We start from the raw sequence: 18090 nt of genomic DNA, 5'->3' as shown, positions 1-18090 counted from the left end.
CTGCGGCGCGAAACGCTACCCGCGTTGCTTTTGCATGATGAATGCTTAATTCAAGGCTTGAGCGGCCCGCCCGCTCGCCGCCCTTCCCGCCCCCGGAGTTCCCCTTGTCCGAAGACGCTGCTCCCCGCTCCATGCACGCCACCACGATTCTCATGGTCCGCAAAGGCGGCCGCGTCGTCATCGGCGGCGACGGGCAGGTCAGCCTCGGCCAGACCATCGTCAAGGGTAACGCGCGAAAAGTCCGCCGCCTGACCAAGGGCAACGTCATCGGCGGCTTCGCCGGCTCGACGGCGGATGCCTTCACCCTGTTCGAGCGGCTGGAAGGCAAGCTCGAGCAATATCCCGGCCAGCTCACCCGCGCCTGCGTCGAGCTGACGAAGGACTGGCGCACCGACCGCTATCTTCGCCGTCTGGAGGCGATGATGCTCGTCGCCGACAAGGATGTGGGCCTGCTGCTCTCCGGCGGCGGCGACATGCTCGAACCCGAAGGCGGCATCATGGCCATCGGCTCCGGCGGCAACTACGCGCTGGCCGCCGCCCGCGCGCTCGCCGACAGCGACATGGATGCGGAAGCCATCGTGCGCCGGTCGCTGGCGATTGCTGCCGAAATATGCGTCTATACCAATAGTAATATTGTTATAGAGAGCCTCGACACATGATCAGCGACAACGTCCTCGACGCGGGAATCGCCCGGGGAATCATTACGCCGGAGCAGGTGGACAACCTGCGCACGCTGGCACGCGAAATCACCACCGCCGTCCCAGAGCCGGAGGACGACGAGAAGCTGCGGTTTCTGACCGGATTCAGCGATATCTTCGTCACCTTGGGGCTCGGGCTGTGAGCGCTCGGCTATTTCGCCAATCAGGTGGCCGCAGGCGCTGCCACCTGGGCCGTGCTCGCCCTCGCCTCATGGCTTCTCGCAGAATTCTTCACGCGCCGCCGCCGCATGGCCTTTCCCAGCATCGTCCTCCTTTGCCTCTACGCGCTTTCCGCATTCAAGGTCGCGGACCATCTTCTCGCCCTCACGGCGCATGAAGCTGCGAAGAAGAGCTTCAACGCGTTGCTCGGCATTGCATCCCCATCGATGGGCCTTGTCGCAATCGCCGCTTTGGCGGCAAGCGCGATGGTTGCTCTGCATTACCTGCGCTTCCGGGTTCCAATCACCATCGCGGCCGTAGCGGCGGCCCTTGTGATGGCGGTCATCACGGGTCTGCTGTCGGCTTTCGACATTCCCGAATGGGTCCTGCGAGTTCTCGACGGCGCCATGGGTCTTGCGATCTTCGCGCTGGCAATGCGCTTCGACCTGTCGGATCCTGAACGGGAAACACGGCGCACGGACATCGCTTTCTGGCTGCACATGCTTGCAGCGCCACTGGTCGCCAACACCCTAATCGGCGGAATCGCTGCGATGAGCGCGCCCTCAGGAACGCACGCGGTGGCAATCCTCGCGCTCTTCGTCCTTCTGGGCGTCGTCGCCGTCATAATCGATCGGCGGGCGATCCTCGTCTCCGGTCTTTCTTATGCGGGCTTTGCCTTCTACATCCTGGTGCACGACGCTGGTTTCGAAGGCAAGATCCTGCCACTGACCCTCCTCGTGCTCGGCGCGTTCGTGCTCCTGCTCAGCGCGGGCTGGCGTCCGGTGCGCACGGCCCTTTTAAGACTTCTTCCCGCTCACCTTGCGCAACGATTGCCACACCCCATTCTCTCATCGTCATGACCACATTCTCCCCCCGCGAAATCGTCTCCGAACTCGACCGCTTTATCGTCGGCCAGCATGATGCGAAGCGCGCCGTCGCGATTGCCCTGCGCAACCGCTGGCGGCGGCAGCAGCTGGACGGCGCGCTACGCGAAGAAGTGGCGCCGAAGAACATCTTGATGATCGGCCCTACGGGCTGCGGCAAGACCGAGATTTCGCGGCGGCTCGCGCGGCTCGCGGGCGCGCCTTTCATCAAGGTGGAAGCGACGAAGTTCACGGAGGTCGGCTATGTCGGCCGCGACGTGGAGCAGATCGTGCGCGATCTTGTCGAGGTCGGCATCGGCCTCGTGAAGGAGGAGCGCCGCAAGCAGGTTCAGGCAAAGGCCCATATCGCGGCGGAAGAGCGCGTGCTCGATGCGCTGGTCGGCGCGACGGCAAGTGCCGCGACGCGCGACAGCTTCCGCCGCAAGTTGCGCGCGAACGAACTCGACGACAAGGAAATCGAGATCGAACTGCAGCCGAGCGGACAGCAGGGCCTGCCGATGTTCGAAATCCCTGGCATGCCGGGCGCATCGGTCGGCGCGATCAATATCTCCGACATGTTCGGCAAGGCTTTTGGCGGGCGCACGAAGACGCGGCGCACCACCGTGCGCGAGGCCTATGATCCGCTGGTGACGGAGGAAGCCGACAAGATGCTCGACCAGGATGTGATCGTGCAGGACGCGATCCGCCAGGTGGAGGAAAACGGCATCGTCTTTCTCGACGAGATCGACAAGATCTGCGCCCGTGAAGGCCGCATGGGCGGGGACGTGTCCCGCGAGGGCGTGCAGCGCGATCTGCTGCCGCTGATCGAGGGCACCATCGTGTCAACGAAATACGGGCCAGTGAAGACCGATCACATCCTCTTCATAGCGTCGGGCGCGTTCCACGTGTCAAAACCCTCCGACCTGCTGCCCGAATTGCAAGGCCGCCTGCCGATCCGCGTGGAGCTGTCGCCGCTGACAGTCGAGGACTTCAAGCGCATCCTCACCGAGACCGAGGCGAGCCTGATCAAGCAATCGGTCGCGCTGATGCGCACCGAGGGCGTAGAGCTTGTCTTCACTGACGACGCCATCGACGCGCTGGCGCAAGTGGCGGTGGAGGTGAACAACACGGTCGAGAATATCGGCGCGCGCCGTCTGCAAACGGTGCTGGAGCGCGTGCTCGACGATGTGTCGTTCACCGCGCCCGACCGGTCCGGCGAAACCATGACCATCGACGCGACCTATGTTCGCGGCGAAGTTGAAAGCTTAGCTAAGAATACAGACCTTAGCCGGTTTATTCTCTGAGCTAATTTTCAGGTCATAGTGACGCATACAAGCGTAAATTCTCAGTCCTTGACGAAGGTCAACAACACGAAAAGGCTAAGCGCCAAAGTTTCTTAGACGCGCGGAACTTGCCGTTGCGATCCGCCTCAGACGAGTCATCGAGGATGATGCTGGAGCGATGATCATCGGAACACGGCTCGTGGAACGGAACTGCGCTCCGAGGGAGACATTACCCCTCCCGTACAGTCTAAGGAGACTTCTCATGCGCAAAGCCCTCCTCACAACTTTGGCGGCAGCGGCGCTCGGCAGTGTATCCGTGCTCGCCGCGACCGCCGCCGTGCAAGCGCAACCGCTGTCATCGGATGACCTGTCGGCCCTTCTGAAGACAGCCACTTACACGCAATCGACAGCTACCACCCCGGAATCGGCGAGGGCCACACAAGCCACCACGAAACGCCGCGTCGTTTATCATCGCCGCGTTGCAGTTCACCGCCGGCCTGTCGTGATGCATACCGCCGCCATACGCCGTCACGTCGTCATGCATCCGGCCGTCGTGCACCGCCGCGTGGCGATGCGTGGGCGTTTCGTCACCTATCGCCGCGTGGTCGTTGGGCCTCGCGGACGAGTCTTTGTCGCCAGGAGAGTCTGGCTTGGTCCGCGTTTCGCGGCAGTCGGCGCCAGCTCGTGGCGTTGGCGTTACCCCTACTACTACGCGGCCGCCGCGGCTCCGCGTTACTGGTATCCTGGATACAACGTGACCAGCACGGGTAGCATCGCGACCGCGCCGGTCGTCGTGACGCGCCCGGTCAGGCGGGCCCGGATCCTGACCACCGGCAGCATCGCGGAAACCCCGCGGCAATACTTCAGCCCGATGAACCAGCTCGGATATAATTACGGATTCAATCCGGGCCTGGGCTATCTCAACACTAGCCTCCGGCCGGACGTCACCGGGAGCATCGGGGCAACGACGGGCGCCGTCGCCCTTGGGCCGTCGCCTGTCGGCTTCGCCACGCCGATGTTCAGCTCGTTCCCCGAATATGCGGGTCAGACCTGGATCGCCTACTGCTCGCACCGGTTCCCCACCTATAATCGGTGGTCGAACACCTTCTGGGGTCCCGACGGTCTGCAGCATGAGTGCTTCTGATTGAAATGACCGATGGGCCCTTCGGGGCCCATCGCCTTTCCCAACAAGAACGCGCCCGACGGGCACTCGCCATCGTGCAATTTTTACATCAGGAAGGTGCGGTTTCATGCGACCATTCATCATCGCGGCGCTGGCCGCTGCCGTGTTGACGCCGGCGGCTTTCTCATCGGCTAAAGCCTCGCCCACGACGTTCAAGCAGTTGATCCGGCAGGACCGGCTGGCGACTGATTACGCGGCCTATCGGAGGCCCGTCGCGAGGGGCGGCTATGCCTATCGCGGGTACAGAGGCGGCGTCGCTTATCGCCGGGGCGCCTATGGCGGACGCTACGCCACTGTGGGGCGTCCCGCTTATCGCGGTGGATACTATCACTATGGCCGCACCTATCCCTACGGTGCAGCGGCAGCGGGCCTGGCTGCAGGCGCGCTCGTCGGCGGCGCCGTCGCCTCGCAGCCGGTCGTGACGGGAAGCGTCGTTCCTGCGGGCGCGAATTACTGCGCGCAGCGCTACAAATCCTACAACCCGGCGACCGGCACCTATACCGGCTATGACGGGCTGCAGCATCCCTGCCCGTAACGGGCGCTATCGATGACAATAAAAAAGGGCCCTCAAGAGGGCCCTTTTTTCTTAGTGCCGCATGATCTGGGCGAACAACCGGTGTCCACTTGTTCTGATCATGCTCTAAAGTCTTACTTCGCCGCGATGACGGCGATCTCGACCTTGTATTGCGGCGCGGCGAGCTTCGCCTCGACGGTGGCGCGGGCCGGGGCGTTGCCCTGCGCGACCCACGAGTCCCACACGGCGTTCATTTCCTGGAACGTCGCCATGTCGGTCAGCCAGATATTCGTCATCAGGATCTTGGTCTTGTCGGTACCGGCTTCGGCGAGGAGACCGTCGATGATCGACAGAATTTCCTGCGTCTGCTCGCCGACGCTCTTGCCGGCGGTGGCATTGGCGACCTGACCGGCGAGATAAACCGTGTTGCCGTGAACGACCGCGCCGCTCATGCGGGGGCCGGGCTTGATGCGCTGGATGGTCATGGGACGTCCCTTCAATTCTCAAGAAAACGAGGCTTGCTTTGTCGATGCCCTTGCCCGCTAGGTCAAGGCACCATGAGAAGCGATTCTCAGTACAAAGTTGTTTTCACCCGCTCCGGCAGCGCCTTGTCATAAGATTCGCCGCCGATGCGGTTTTCGCTCAGTGCCGCGAGCATCTCGCCCGGGCTCGGCACCGCCTTGCGCGACACGCGCTTGTCGGGGTTCCACAGATCGGCACGCACGATGGCGCGCGAACATTGAAAATAGACCGCCTCGACATGAATCACGAGCACAGTCTTGGGCGCCTTGCCGTCGACAACGAAGCTGTCCAGAAGCGCCGGATCGACCGAAATGTCGGCGCGCCCGTTGACACGCAAAGTCTCGCCGATGCCGGGGATCAGGAACAACAGCGCGACCTGCGGATCGCGCACGATGTTGCGTAGTGAATCGATGCGGTTGTTGCCGCGCCGGTCGGGCAGAAGCAGTGTTTTCTCGTCCTGCACGCGAATGAAGCCCGGCCCATCGCCACGCGGCGAGCAATCCAGCCCCTCCGGCCCGCGCGTCGCCAAAGCCGCGAAGGGCGAGGCCTCGATGAAGGCGCGATAGACCGGCACGACCCGGTCGGTTTCCTTGGCAATCGAGGCTTCGCCGACCTCGCCGTAGAGGGTTTCGAGGTCTTGGACGGTGGTGATTGTAGTCATGGACCGATTTGACGCGACTTTGACCGCGCGATCAACTGGGTTTCCCGGGGGGTCAGGATGACTTGCTTCGTCGGCCCTCTCAAAGCTCCTTCAGTCGCTTCAACGACTCCTCTCGCTTTGTGCGAAACTCTTCGATGATGAAGGAATCGCAAGCCTGCTTGGGGCCAGCGCATCGGGCTTCCATCCGAAATGAAGGTGCGCCCTGATACTCGACGGGAATTTGGCACGCAGCGCCAGGTGCTGCGGGATGGCTGGGCTTCAGGAAAGTCCACATGACGCGCCCCTGACGATCGGCAAGCACGGCCAAAGTGTCGTTGTCCACCAAAATACGGGATTGTGGCAGGCGACTGAGTTCTGAACGGAGCTGTTCAGGGGATTCGAACGTCCGCCCGCATAGCGTATCGGCCCTTGCTGTGTCCGCGCAAACCATCAGTCCGAAGGCAAAGACGACGTTCGTCGCGATGAGCAGCCTACGCATCATGTTCCGGCACCCGTTGACGGTCATGCAACAAAAAAGCCCCACACCGTCGGCGTGGGGCTTGGCATTGTCAATTTGCCGTAACGTTACTCGCCGGCGGCCTGCTTGGCCTTTTCGGCTTCGCGTTCGGCCTTCAGCTTTTCGGTGATGTCTTCGCCGGTCTCCTGGTCGACGACCTTCATGGAGAGACGGACCTTGCCGCGCTCGTCCATGCCGAGGAACTTGACCTTCACCTTGTCGCCTTCCTTCACGACGTCGGTGACCTTCGCGACGCGGTTCTTGGCGAGCTCCGAGATGTGGACGAGGCCGTCGCGCGAACCGAAGAAGTTCACGAACGCGCCGAATTCCATCACCTTCACGACCGTGCCTTCGTAGATCACATTGACCTCGGGCTCGGCGACGATGGAGCGGATCCAGTTATAGGCCGCCTTGATCGACTTGCCGTCGGCGGACGCGATCTTGATGAGGCCGTCGTCGTTGATGTCGATCTTCGCGCCGGTCTTCTCCACGATCTCGCGGATGACCTTGCCGCCCGAACCGATGACTTCGCGGATCTTGTCGACCGGGATCTGCATGGTCTCGATGCGCGGAGCATGCTCGCCGAGTTCGGCGCGCGGCGCAGTGAGCGCCTTGTTCATCTCGTTCAAGATGTGGGCGCGGCCGTCCTTGGCCTGATCGAGGGCGACCTTCATGATCTCCTCGGTGATGCCGGCGATCTTGATGTCCATCTGGAGCGAGGTGATGCCCTGATCCGTGCCGGCCACCTTGAAGTCCATGTCGCCGAGATGATCCTCGTCGCCGAGAATGTCGGACAGGACCGCGAAGCGCTCACCCTCGAGGATGAGGCCCATGGCAATGCCCGCCACCGGACGGCGAAGCGGAACGCCCGCATCCATCAGCGCCAGCGAACCGCCGCAGACGGAGGCCATCGACGACGAGCCGTTCGACTCGGTGATCTCCGACACGACGCGGATCGTGTAGGGGAACTCGTGGGACGGCGGCAACATCGGGTGGATGGCGCGCCAGGCGAGCTTGCCGTGGCCGATTTCGCGGCGGCCGGGCGAGCCCATGCGGCCCGTCTCACCCACCGAGTAGGGCGGGAAATTGTAGTGCAGCAGGAAGGTTTCCTTGCGGGTGCCTTCCAGCTCGTCGATGAACTGCTCGTCCTCGCCGGTGCCGAGCGTGGTCACGACCAGCGCCTGAGTCTCGCCGCGGGTGAACACGGCCGAGCCGTGCGTGCGGGGCAGAACGCCAACTTCCGATAGAATCGGACGAACGGTCTTCAGATCACGGCCGTCGATGCGCAGGCCGGTGTCCAGAATGTTCCAGCGCACGACCTTGGCCTGCGCTTCCTTGAACACGGCCTTGACCTTCTCCGGCTCGAACTTGGCTTCGCCGTCGGCAGGCACGAGCGTCTCGAACACCTTCGCCTTCACGGCGTCGATGGCGGCGTAGCGGTCCTGCTTCTTGGTGAGCTTGTAGGCTTCGCGCAGGTCCTTCTCGGCGATGTCGAGAACAGCCTTTTCCACGTCGGAGACATCGGCCGGCTGGTAGTCGCGCGGCTCCTTGGCAGCCTTTTCAGCGAGACGGATGATGGCTTCGATCACCGGCTGGAAGTGCTTGTGGCCGAACATCACCGCGCCGAGCATCACGTCTTCGGCGAGTTCCTTGGCTTCCGATTCCACCATCAGAACCGCGTCGGCCGTACCGGCGACGACGAGGTCGAGGGAGGTCTGCTCCATCTCCTGGAGCGGCGGGTTCAGCTTGTATTGGCCACCGATATAGGCGACGCGGGCGGCGCCCACCGGGCCCATGAAGGGCACGCCGGAGATCGTGAGCGCAGCGGAGGCCGCGACCATGGCGACGATGTCCGGATCGTTTTCGAGATCGTGCGAGAGCACGGTCACGACGACCTGGGTGTCGTTCTTATAGCCGTCGAGGAAGAGCGGGCGGATCGGGCGGTCGATGAGGCGGGAGACCAGGGTCTCCTTCTCGGTCGGACGGCCTTCGCGCTTGAAATAGCCGCCCGGAATGCGGCCGGCGGCGTAGGTGCGCTCCTGATAGTTCACCGTGAGCGGGAAGAAATCGATGCCGGCCTTCGGCTCCTTGGCCGAGACGACGGTGGCGAGCACGGTGGTCTCACCGTAGGTGGCGACGACGGCGCCGTCGGCCTGGCGGGCCATCTTGCCCGTTTCGAGCGTGAGCTTGCGCCCACCCCAGATCAGTTCTTCGCGTTGAATGTCGAACATTGGTTGATGTCTTTCATGACAGGGCGGGGCTCGATGCCATGAGCAAGACGGCAAGGGGCTCCACGGCGGGCGACAGCGCCTTCCGTATAAGCCCCTTGCGATCCTGCCATGGTCATCGCGTCATCCGCCTCCTTTGAGGACGCCGGGAACGAAGTCTCTTCGGCGTCGAGAGGCCGTCCGGAGCCGTGCTCCGGACGGAAGTTATCGCATGATCTTACCAGAAAAACGGATGTGACGTTTCCCAAGATCATGCGCTGAAGCTTAACGGCGAATGCCGAGCTTCTCGATCAGGGTCTTGTAGCGGCTCTCGTCCTTCTTCTTGAGGTAATCAAGAAGCGAACGGCGCTGCGAGACGAGCTTCAGGAGGCCACGACGGGAGTGGTTGTCCTTCGTGTGGGTCTTGAAGTGACCGGTGAGGTTGGTGATCCGCTCGGTCAGGATGGCGACCTGCACCTCGGGGGAGCCGGTGTCGCCAGACTTCTGGGCGAATTCCTTCACGAGCGCGGTCTTGCGCTCAGCCGTAATCGACATCGCATGTCCTTTCGGTTTGCATTTTAAGAGATGACCCGCCCTTGGGGGGTCGGTTCTCGCCGGAGGCGGCCGGGCCGGGATGTCGTCCAGCGCGGTCGGATCATCCGACGAAATCCCGCAAGCAACGCCTACGGGAAGTGGCCGCACCATACACGAAAACGATACAAGTTCCAGAGATTTCGTTTTTGCCAGGCGGAGCAAGGGGATGGGGCTTCCGCGGCGAAGCTCTTTGACAATGGCAAAGCTACAGGCCTTGCAGGAAAGCCTCTCCTTCACCGCCTAAGACGCTGTCTAGTGACTTTTGGAATTCGTTGATCGCCCAGTATTCGGTCAGAAAGCGAGTCGTAAGCTGTTGCAAAAGTTCGGTATTGGAAGTGCTCCAGACCTCGGATGCCAACTCCACCACGACAAGTAATTTTCCCGAAGAGGAATAGGGTTGAATGGTGAGGCCAACGTGAATTTGGTTCAACGCTTCACCTGGAGAGCCAATGCCGCCCTCAATTTTAGGAGGATCCTCTTCCGCGAGAGGATAACCTTTAAGCCTTTCAGAAAACTCCCTCATTGCCTCAAGAGAGAAATATGCCGATCCACTACCTGAAAAGGAAGAGGTTTGAGCAACAACTTCGACCTCTCCATGCCACTCGTCTTCGGGCCTATATTTGAGACGTATATGGCTCATAGGTTTGTGACTCACGCCCCCAGATTGAATACCCGGTGCGGCACGAGTTCGCCCTGCTCCACATCGCCCACGGCAACCAGAACGCCGTTGCAGGTGGCATAAACCTTCCCCGCAATCGGCGCGTCGCGGCCGCGCAAAATGATCGATTGGCCGCGCATCAGGCGCGCGGCCATGTCGCGGCTGACGGGGATCGAGGGCAGCTCGCTCAGGGCCGTTTCGACCGGCCGCAAAGCCGCCGGATCGGTCGCAAGATCATCGACCGTGACCGCATCGGCTTCCGTGAACGGCCCGACCCGCGTGCGCCGGAGCGCCGCGATATGGCCGAGGCACCCGAGCGCCCGGCCGAGATCGCGGGCGATGGCGCGCACGTAAGTTCCCTTGCCACAATCGGCCTCGAGCACCGAACGGTCGCCCTCGTGATGGATGAGCGCGAGCCGGTCGATCTCCACGGTGCGGGCCTGCAATTCGACCACCTCGCCGTCGCGGGCGAGATCATAGGCGCGCTCGCCCTGGATCTTGATGGCGGAAAAGCGCGGCGGCACCTGCTGCACCTGGCCGATGAAACGCGGCAGCAGCGCTTCGATCTCAGCGGGCGTCGGCAGCTTGTCCGTGCGCTCGGCGATTTCGCCCTCGGAGTCATCCGTGGTCGTCTCCGCGCCCCAGGCGACAGTGAAGACATAGGATTTGCGCCCGTCCATGATGAACGGCACGGTTTTCGTCGCTTCGCCGAGTGCAATCGGCAGGATGCCGGAGGCGAGCGGATCGAGCGTGCCCGCGTGCCCAGCCTTCTTGGCCGAGAGCCCGCGCTTGACCACCGCCACTGCATGGGTGGAGGTCATGCCGACGCCCTTGTCCAGAATGATCCAGCCGTTGACGTCGCGCTTCTTCGGGCGCTCGCCCTGGGGACGCCGCTGCGGTCTTTCTTCGGTCATTCAACTCACTCGTCGTTGTCGTCGGCGTCAGACGCGGGCTTGGCGGTGTCGCGCTGGACTTTTTCCGTGCGCAGCAGCGCGTCGATGCGCGCGGCCTCGTCAAAGCTCTCGTCGCGGCGGAAGCGCAGGTCGGGAGCGAATTTCAAATTCACCCGGCGGGCGACTTCCTGGCGCAGAACTTTTTTGTTTTTGTCGAGCGCCTTGATTACCGCATCTTCGTCCTTGCCACCGAGCGGCATGACATAAGCCGTCGCGAGCTTGAGGTCCGGCGACATGCGCACTTCGGGGATCGTGATGACGTGGCGCGCCAGCACGTCGTCCTGCAAGTCGCCGCGCGAGAGCACCTCGGCGAGCGCATGGCGGATCAGTTCGGCCACGCGCTGCTGACGCTGCGAGGGACCGGCGGTTTGTTCGAAACGTTTAGCCATTTTTCAGCCTCCGGGATTGGACCGGATGATTCATGACGATGTCGTGGTCGGTTCGCTCCGGCCATCTCGATCTGTCGGGTGAGGTACACTTAAAAGCGAGATCACCGGGACAAGCCCGGTGATGACGTATTGTTTAGGAGCGTGTGTGAAGCGCCGCCTTAAAGCGTCCGCTTCACCTCTTCCACGCGATAGCACTCGATGAGGTCGCCCTGACGCATGTCCTGGTAGTTCTCGAAGGCCATGCCGCATTCCTGGCCCGCCGTGACTTCGCGCGCATCGTCCTTGAAGCGCTTGAGCTGGGACAGCTTGCCTTCGTGGATGACCACGTTGTCGCGGATAAGGCGGACATGAGCACCGCGCTGAACCACGCCGTCGAGGACGCGGCAGCCCGCGATCTTGCCGACCTTGGACACGTTGAACACTTCGAGGATCTGCGCTTCGCCGAGGCGCTCTTCGCGCAGCGTCGGAGCGAGAAGACCCGACATCGCCGCCTTCACGTCATCCACGAGGTCGTAGATGATGTTGTAGTAGCGGATCTCGATGCCCGCGCGTTCGGCCGCCTCGCGCGCTTCCTTGTGGGCGCGCACGTTGAAGCCGAGGATGATCGCGCCGGAAGCTTCCGCCAGCGTGACGTCGGATTCCGAGATGCCGCCGACACCCGCCTGGATGATGCGGGCCGCGACTTCGTCGTTACCCACCTTCTCCAGAGCGCCGACGATGGCTTCCGCCGAACCCTGCACGTCCGCACGGACGACGAGCGGGAATTCCTTGCGGCCCGCGCCGGCCTTGAGATCGCGCATCATGTCGGCGAGCGTACGCCCGGCCGAACCCATGCGGGCCGCCTGACGCTCGCGCTTCTGGCGGGTGCGGTATTCGGTGACTTCGCGAGCGCGAGCTTCCGATTCCACCACCGCGACGCGGTCGCCTGCTTCCGGAGTACCGTTGAAGCCCAGCACCTCGACCGGAACCGAAGGACCAGCCTCCTTCACGGTCGCGCCGAGATCGTTGATGAGCGCACGCACGCGACCCCACTCGGCACCGGCGACCACGATGTCGCCCGTGTGCAGGGTGCCGCGCTGGACGAGAACCGTGGCAACGGGACCGCGGCCGCGATCGAGCTTCGCCTCGATCACAGTGCCTTCCGCCGAACGCTCGGCATTGGCCTTGAGAACGAGAATTTCGGCTTGCAGCGACAGACCTTCGAGCAGGCTGTCGAGGCCCTGGCCGGTCTTGGCCGACACTTCGAACTCGAGCGTCTCGCCACCCATCGACTCGACGACGATGGAGTGCTGCAACAGCTCGGTGCGCACCCGCTGCGGGTTGGCGTCGGGCTTGTCGACCTTGTTGATCGCCACAATCAGCGGCACGCCGGCCGCCTGCGCGTGGGTGATCGCTTCCACCGTCTGCGGCATGACGCCGTCATCGGCGGCGACGACCAGCACGACGATGTCCGTCACCTTCGCGCCGCGGGCGCGCATGGCGGTGAACGCCGCGTGGCCGGGCGTGTCGATGAAGGTGATCTTGCCGCCGAGCGGCGAGGTCACCTGATACGCGCCGATATGCTGCGTGATGCCGCCGGCTTCGCCGGACACCACGTTGGTCTTGCGGATCGCATCGAGCAGCGACGTCTTGCCGTGGTCGACGTGGCCCATGATGGTCACGACCGGCGGACGGGCGGTGAGGTTCTCGTCCGTGTCCGGCGTGTCGAACAGGCCTTCCTCGACGTCCGATTCCGCGACGCGCTTCACCGTGTGGCCGAGCTCTTCCGCGACGAGCTGCGCGGTATCGGCATCGATCACGTCGGTGATCTTGTGCATCTGTCCCTGCTTCATCAGGAACTTGATCACGTCCACGGCGCGCTCCGACATGCGGTTGGCGAGCTCCTGGATGGTGATGGTTTCCGGAATCGTCACCTCGCGGGCGATCTTTTCCTTCTGCTCCACCTGGCGGTGGCCCATCAGACGCTGGTTGCGGCGACGGAAAGCTGCGAGCGAGCGTGTGCGCTCTTCTTCGCCGGACGTCGCGGTGGCAAGCGTCAGGCGGCCACGGCGGCGTTCGTCGCCCGGAGCAGCCTTCGGCGCCTTGGTCGGAACTGCAGGCTTGGCCGGCGAACCGGGACGGCGAACCGTGCGCGGACCGTCCTCGTCCTCGATAACGACGGCGCGGGTTGCCACGGGGGCCGCGGTGCGGGTGTTCGGCTTGGCCGTTGACGGATCCGGCGCGACAGGCGCGGCCGGGCGAGCCATGTGGTTGAGGCTCGGCGGACGACCACCGGTCGTGCCTCCGCCGCTGCGGGGGCCACCGAACCCGCCTGGACGCGGACCCGCGCCACCTGGGCGGGGACCTCGATCACCGAACCGCTCGCCACCCGGACGATCTCCACTGGGGCGAGGGCGATCGCCGAAGCTGCGCTCACCGCCGGGACGGTCTCCGCTGGGACGGGGACGATCGCCATAGCCGCGCTCGCCACCAGAACGGTCGCCACTGGGACGGGGGCGGTCGCCATAGCTGCGCTCGCCGTGCGGTGCGCCCGCGCTGGACCGGGGAGCCGGAGCGGGAGCCGCTTCCTCGCCGAGACGGCGGCGGGCCTGATCGGCGGCAACCCGCTTATGTTCTTCTTCCTGCCGGCGGCGCTCGTCGTCCTCGCGCTTGCGCGTTTCTGCCGCAGCGCGCTCCTGGGCCTCGGCGGCTTCGCGCTCGGTGCGGCGCTTGGCCTCTTCTTCCTGGTACTTGCGGTCCTCTTCCTCGCGACGGCGGGCATCGGCCAGCGCGCTGGCGCGGGCGTCGCGCTCTTGGTCGGAGAGGGTGCGCAGCACCACGCCGGAACGCGGTGCGTTCGACGCGGGCGCGCCGGAGCGTTGCGGACGACCCTGAGGCGCCACCTTCGGGGTAGGCGCAGCCGGAGCGGGGGCCTGCGGCGGCGCGGCCTTCTGTTCCGGCGCTCCACCCGGTCCGCGACGCTTCACCGTCTCGACCACGACCGCCTTCGAACGGCCATGGGAGAAGCTTTGACGCACCACGCCCTGTTCGACGGGTCGCTTCAATGAAAGCGTCTTGGACGACACATGCAGCGTCTTGTCGCCCGGGTTTTTCGTATCTGTCATTCCGCTCTCAGTATCCTGCGGGTTTCAAAATCGTGGGTTCGCCGGTCTCAAGCGCGAGGCCAGCCTGATCGGCATCGGCGCCGCAATAGGTGCGGTAACGATGCCAGGAGTTCAGAAAGCCGTCGCTTCCAGCGCCCGCGACGAGGGCAGCATGTATCACATGTGACCGGCCTAATGCCAAATCCAATTCGTCATTTGACAGTTCTTGGACGACCGGAACGCTTGATATTGCCTCGCCGAGGCGTTTACGCAACTGATTCGCGATCTTTCGCCGCCCATCTTCGGCCGCCTCTGCGGCATGAATAAGGGCCGCGAGCGGCTTTTCAAGGATCGCCGACTCGACTTTTCCGAAGCCGGTCACCACCCTGCCTGCCTTGTTGGCCAGCGCGAGGCTCTGGCGCATATCGGTCCGCAGCACCCGCTCGATATCGGCGGCGAGCGTCGCGGACACCTTCACCTCGGCCTTGAAGGCGCGCGCGAAGAGGCGGCGCTTGACCGCCTCCTCCACCAGGCCGGAACGGGCCGTGACCCAGACACCCCGGCCAGGAAGCTTGTGTTTCAGGTCGAAGACGACCTGATGGTCAGGCGACAGAACGAACCGGATCAGCCCCGCCGACGGCTGGGCCGTGCGGGTCACGATGCAGGTGCGCTCCGGTTCATGCCGCGGCACGGGTTCTGTCCTCGCCTGACCATGGTTCTTTACGACGCGTCGGCCGCGGTCTCGGCCTCATCGGCCGATTCCTCGGTCTCCACCGGCGCTTCGATCCAGCCCGCCTTGACGCGGGCGGCCATGATCATCCCCTCCGCATCGGTGCGGGAGATGTCGAAGCCGTCGAGCGCGCCCTTGTGGCGAACTGCCTCAGCGCCGCGACCTTCCGTCCAGCCAGCCAGATCGTCGGTGGCGCAGCCGGCGAGATCCTCGACGCTCTTGATGTCGTTCTCGCCAAAGGCGACCAGCATGGCGGTGGTGACACCGTCGATGTCCTTCAATTCGTCGGCGACGCCGAGTTCGACGCGGCGGGCCTCGTTCTCCGCCTCGATGCGGGCAAGGTATTCCTGCGCACGGGTCTGGATCTCGCTGGCCGTATCCTCATCGAAGCCCTCGATGGAGGAAACTTCCGACGCATCGACGTAAGCGATTTCTTCCACCGAGCGGAAGCCTTCCGAGGCGAGAAGCTGGCCCACCACCTCGTCCACGTCGAGCGCGTTCATGAACAATTCGGTGCGCTCGGCGAATTCCTTCTGACGGCGTTCGGATTCTTCCGCTTCGGTCAGGATGTCGATGTCCCAGCCGGTGAGCTGCGAGGCGAGACGCACGTTCTGGCCGCGACGGCCAATGGCGAGCGAGAGCTGATCGTCCGGCACCACCACTTCAATGCGGTCCGCATCCTCATCGAGCACGACCTTGACCACTTCGGCAGGCTGAAGCGCGTTGACGATGAAGGTCGCCTGATCCTGCGACCACGGAATGATGTCGATCTTCTCGCCCTGCAATTCGCCGACCACCGCCTGCACGCGCGAGCCGCGCATACCGACGCAGGCGCCGACCGGATCGATGGACGAGTCACGCGAGGTGACGGCGATCTTGGCGCGCGAGCCCGGATCGCGGGCGACCGCCTGGATGGAAACGATGCCGTCGTAGATTTCCGGCACTTCCTGCGCAAACAGCTTCGCCATGAATTGCGGATGCGTGCGCGACAGGAAAATCTGCGGCCCGCGCGCTTCGCGGCGCACGTCGAAGAGATAGGCGCGGATGCGATCACCGGGGCGGAACGTCTCGCGCGGGATCAATTCGTCGCGACGCACGATGGCCTCGCCACGGCCGAGATCGACGATCACATTGCCGTATTCGACGCGCTTGACGGCACCGTTCACGACCTCGCCGATGCGGTCCTTGTATTCCTGATACTGCCGGTCACGCTCGGCATCGCGCACCTTCTGCACGATCACCTGCTTGGCCGATTGCGCCGCGATGCGGCCGAAATCGAAGGGCGGCAGCGTTTCGGAGATGGCATCGCCGACCTGCGCCGCCGGGTTGCGCTTGCGCGCTTCCGAGAGTGCGATTTCGCGCGAGTCGTTCTCGAGCGTGGCGTCGTCGACCACGAGGAGGTGGCGCGACAGGCGCAGCTCACCGGTCTTCGGGTTGATCTCGGCGTGGATGTCCGTCTCGGCGCCGTAGCGCGAGCGTGCCGCCTTGGCGATGGCGTCCGCCATCGCGTCGAGCACGATCTGCTTGTCGATCACCTTTTCGCGCGCGACCGCATCGGCGATCTGCAAGAGTTCAAGCCTGTTGGCGCTGATTGCCATCGAGGTCGCTCCTTAGTGAGTTTTCTTTTTCTGCGGGCCGCGCGGTTCGGGCGCGGGCCTCACTTCCGTTTCGTCGTCCAATTCGTCCGTCGTCGGCGCCGTGCCCCGGCGCAGCGACTCGCGGATCAGGTCATCGGTCAGGACCAGATGCGCCTCGCCGAGATCGTTCAGAGTGAGGCGCACGATCCGCTCCTCGCCCTCCTTCACGTCCGGCAGTTCGACGGCGACCGTCCCATCTTCCACACCGCGCAAGAAGCCGCGGAAGCGCTTGCGGCCCGCGACCGGCACGGCCATCTCGATCTTCGCGTCGTACCCGGTCCAGCGCTCGAAATCGCTCGCGCGCACCAGCGGACGGTCGATCCCCGGCGAGGAGATTTCGAGATAATACGCCGTCGCAATCGGGTCTTCGAGGTCGAGAACCGGCGAAATGGCGCGGCTCACCGTCTCGCAATCGTCGACCGACATGGTGCCGTCCGGCCGTTCGGCCATGATCTGCACCGTGCAGCCATTGGTGCCCGTGACCTTTGCGCGCACGAGATTGAAGCCCAGATCCTCGATCACAGGCTCGACAATCGCCGCCACCCGGGCGGCCACGCCGTTTTCCGTAATGAGACGCTTGTCGCGTGCGTTCGTCATGGCTCTCCGTGTCAGTCCCGGCTTTCGAGCAATAAAAAAGAGCGGACCCGGCGGGGCCCACTCTGACAAGCAGCTTTGAGGCTGCAACCAGAACTGACTGAAAGGGATATAGCGCTATAACCCCACGAATGCAAGGACCAGCCGGCCATGACCGGCGCGGGAAGCAGGTCGCGTTAAACCCGCACGAAGGTCAGATAGCTCGGCACGCGGCCTTCGCGGATCGCCTTGGCCTCGTAGCGGGTGCCGGGCCAGCCCTCATAGGGCTTGCGCCAATCGTCGGCGCGGGTCGCCGTCCAGCGGAAATCCGAGGAGCGCAGCAGGCGGGCCAGGACCCAGCCGATGTAATCGTCGATGTCGCTGGCGAAGCGCAGCTCCGCGCCGGGCTTCATGACCCGCGCGAGCATGGTCAGCATCTCGTCGGAAACGAGGCGGCGCTTGCGCTGGCGGCGCTTCGGCCAGGGGTCGGGATAGAGGATATAGACCCGGTCGAGACAGGCCTCGGGAAAGGTCGGCAGGAGGTCCGTGACATCGTCGTCCCAGACGCGGACGTTGCCGAGTTCTTCCTCGTCGATCACGGCCAAAAGCTTGGCCATGCCGTTCACGAACGGCTCACAGCCGATGAAGTCGATGTCGCGATGGGCGCGAGCCTGATGGGCGAGGTGCTCGCCGCCGCCGAAGCCGATTTCAAGCCAAGTCGGCCGCGCCGCGTCGGCTGGCTTCGCAAAAAGCTCCGCCGGGCCGACGCCCGGCGTAACACGAATAGAGGGCAGGAGATTGCGGACGAGATCGTCCTGTCCAGCGCGAAGCTTCTTTCCCTTCCGGCGCCCGAAGAAGGCGCCGGACCGTTCCAAAACTTCGCTCAT

At 63.9% G+C, this 18090-nt stretch carries 19 protein-coding genes; 6 read left to right on the top strand and 13 right to left on the bottom strand.

Going from position 1 to position 18090, the window contains the following annotated elements; translation table 11 throughout:
* Positions 1–131: 131 nt before the first annotated feature.
* The 6 genes from hslV (at position 132) to HB375_RS02925 (ending at position 4721) form a co-directional block, all read left to right on the top strand.
* Complete coding sequence (gene hslV / locus HB375_RS02945) at positions 132–659, top strand: ATP-dependent protease subunit HslV (protein WP_167671733.1); 528 nt, start codon at positions 132–134, stop codon at positions 657–659.
* Entirely contained in the window at positions 656–841 is a 186-nt protein-coding gene (locus tag HB375_RS18045; protein WP_246728296.1) for a hypothetical protein, read from the top strand. Before hslV ends, HB375_RS18045 begins: the two co-directional genes overlap by 4 nt.
* A 24-nt stretch (positions 842–865) precedes the next feature.
* Positions 866–1717: a hypothetical protein gene (locus tag HB375_RS02940; RefSeq protein WP_246728295.1), complete on the top strand. Its 852-nt coding sequence runs from the start codon at positions 866–868 to the stop codon at positions 1715–1717.
* On the top strand, positions 1714–3024 hold the full coding sequence (gene hslU / locus HB375_RS02935) for an ATP-dependent protease ATPase subunit HslU (protein WP_167671447.1): 1311 nt from the start codon (positions 1714–1716) through the stop codon (positions 3022–3024). Before HB375_RS02940 ends, hslU begins: the two co-directional genes overlap by 4 nt.
* A gap of 241 nt (positions 3025–3265) precedes the next feature.
* Positions 3266–4147 (top strand): BA14K family protein, encoded by an 882-nt coding sequence (locus HB375_RS02930; RefSeq protein WP_167671446.1) that lies wholly within the window; start codon positions 3266–3268, stop codon positions 4145–4147.
* A 106-nt stretch (positions 4148–4253) separates the two neighbouring features.
* Positions 4254–4721 (top strand): BA14K family protein, encoded by a 468-nt coding sequence (locus HB375_RS02925; protein ID WP_167671445.1) that lies wholly within the window; start codon positions 4254–4256, stop codon positions 4719–4721.
* 113 nt (positions 4722–4834) lie between these two features.
* Here HB375_RS02925 and HB375_RS02920 read toward each other — a convergent pair whose 3' ends face one another.
* From HB375_RS02920 to trmB, 13 genes are all read right to left on the bottom strand, one after another.
* Positions 4835–5185: a RidA family protein gene (locus HB375_RS02920; protein ID WP_167671444.1), complete on the bottom strand. Its 351-nt coding sequence runs from the start codon at positions 5183–5185 to the stop codon at positions 4835–4837.
* Positions 5186–5271: 86 nt separating this feature from the next.
* Positions 5272–5883, bottom strand: coding sequence for a pyridoxamine 5'-phosphate oxidase family protein (locus HB375_RS02915; protein ID WP_167671443.1), 612 nt, complete (start codon positions 5881–5883; stop codon positions 5272–5274).
* A gap of 79 nt (positions 5884–5962) precedes the next feature.
* Positions 5963–6364 (bottom strand): hypothetical protein, encoded by a 402-nt coding sequence (locus tag HB375_RS02910; protein WP_167671442.1) that lies wholly within the window; start codon positions 6362–6364, stop codon positions 5963–5965.
* A gap of 83 nt (positions 6365–6447) precedes the next feature.
* Positions 6448–8610: a polyribonucleotide nucleotidyltransferase gene (pnp, locus tag HB375_RS02905; protein WP_167671441.1), complete on the bottom strand. Its 2163-nt coding sequence runs from the start codon at positions 8608–8610 to the stop codon at positions 6448–6450.
* A 261-nt stretch (positions 8611–8871) separates the two neighbouring features.
* A complete protein-coding gene (gene rpsO / locus HB375_RS02900; protein WP_167671440.1) occupies positions 8872–9141 on the bottom strand; it encodes a 30S ribosomal protein S15 in 270 nt (89 codons plus the stop codon).
* A 244-nt stretch (positions 9142–9385) separates the two neighbouring features.
* On the bottom strand, positions 9386–9820 hold the full coding sequence (locus HB375_RS02895) for a hypothetical protein (protein WP_167671439.1): 435 nt from the start codon (positions 9818–9820) through the stop codon (positions 9386–9388).
* A gap of 11 nt (positions 9821–9831) precedes the next feature.
* Positions 9832–10752 (bottom strand): tRNA pseudouridine(55) synthase TruB, encoded by a 921-nt coding sequence (gene truB / locus HB375_RS02890; protein WP_167671438.1) that lies wholly within the window; start codon positions 10750–10752, stop codon positions 9832–9834.
* 5 nt (positions 10753–10757) lie between these two features.
* Entirely contained in the window at positions 10758–11180 is a 423-nt protein-coding gene (rbfA, locus tag HB375_RS02885) for a 30S ribosome-binding factor RbfA (protein ID WP_167671437.1), read from the bottom strand.
* A 158-nt stretch (positions 11181–11338) separates the two neighbouring features.
* Positions 11339–14284, bottom strand: coding sequence for a translation initiation factor IF-2 (infB, locus tag HB375_RS02880; RefSeq protein WP_167671436.1), 2946 nt, complete (start codon positions 14282–14284; stop codon positions 11339–11341).
* Between the two features lie 7 nt (positions 14285–14291).
* Positions 14292–14954 (bottom strand): RNA-binding protein, encoded by a 663-nt coding sequence (locus HB375_RS02875; RefSeq protein ID WP_167671435.1) that lies wholly within the window; start codon positions 14952–14954, stop codon positions 14292–14294.
* A 29-nt stretch (positions 14955–14983) separates the two neighbouring features.
* Positions 14984–16591 carry a transcription termination factor NusA gene (gene nusA, locus HB375_RS02870; protein ID WP_167671434.1) on the bottom strand — a complete coding sequence of 536 codons (1608 nt, stop codon included), beginning with the start codon at positions 16589–16591 and terminating at the stop codon, positions 14984–14986.
* A gap of 12 nt (positions 16592–16603) precedes the next feature.
* Positions 16604–17227: a ribosome maturation factor RimP gene (gene rimP, locus HB375_RS02865; RefSeq protein WP_167671433.1), complete on the bottom strand. Its 624-nt coding sequence runs from the start codon at positions 17225–17227 to the stop codon at positions 16604–16606.
* A gap of 173 nt (positions 17228–17400) precedes the next feature.
* Positions 17401–18090, bottom strand: a complete 690-nt coding sequence (gene trmB / locus HB375_RS02860) for a tRNA (guanosine(46)-N7)-methyltransferase TrmB (protein WP_167671432.1) — start codon at positions 18088–18090, stop codon at positions 17401–17403.

Source organism: Microvirga terricola, assembly GCF_011777495.1.
Taxonomy (GTDB): Bacteria; Pseudomonadota; Alphaproteobacteria; order Rhizobiales; family Beijerinckiaceae; genus Microvirga; species Microvirga terricola.
Note: the sequence above shows the minus strand (reverse complement) of the source record. Positions and strands in the feature narration are given on the sequence as shown.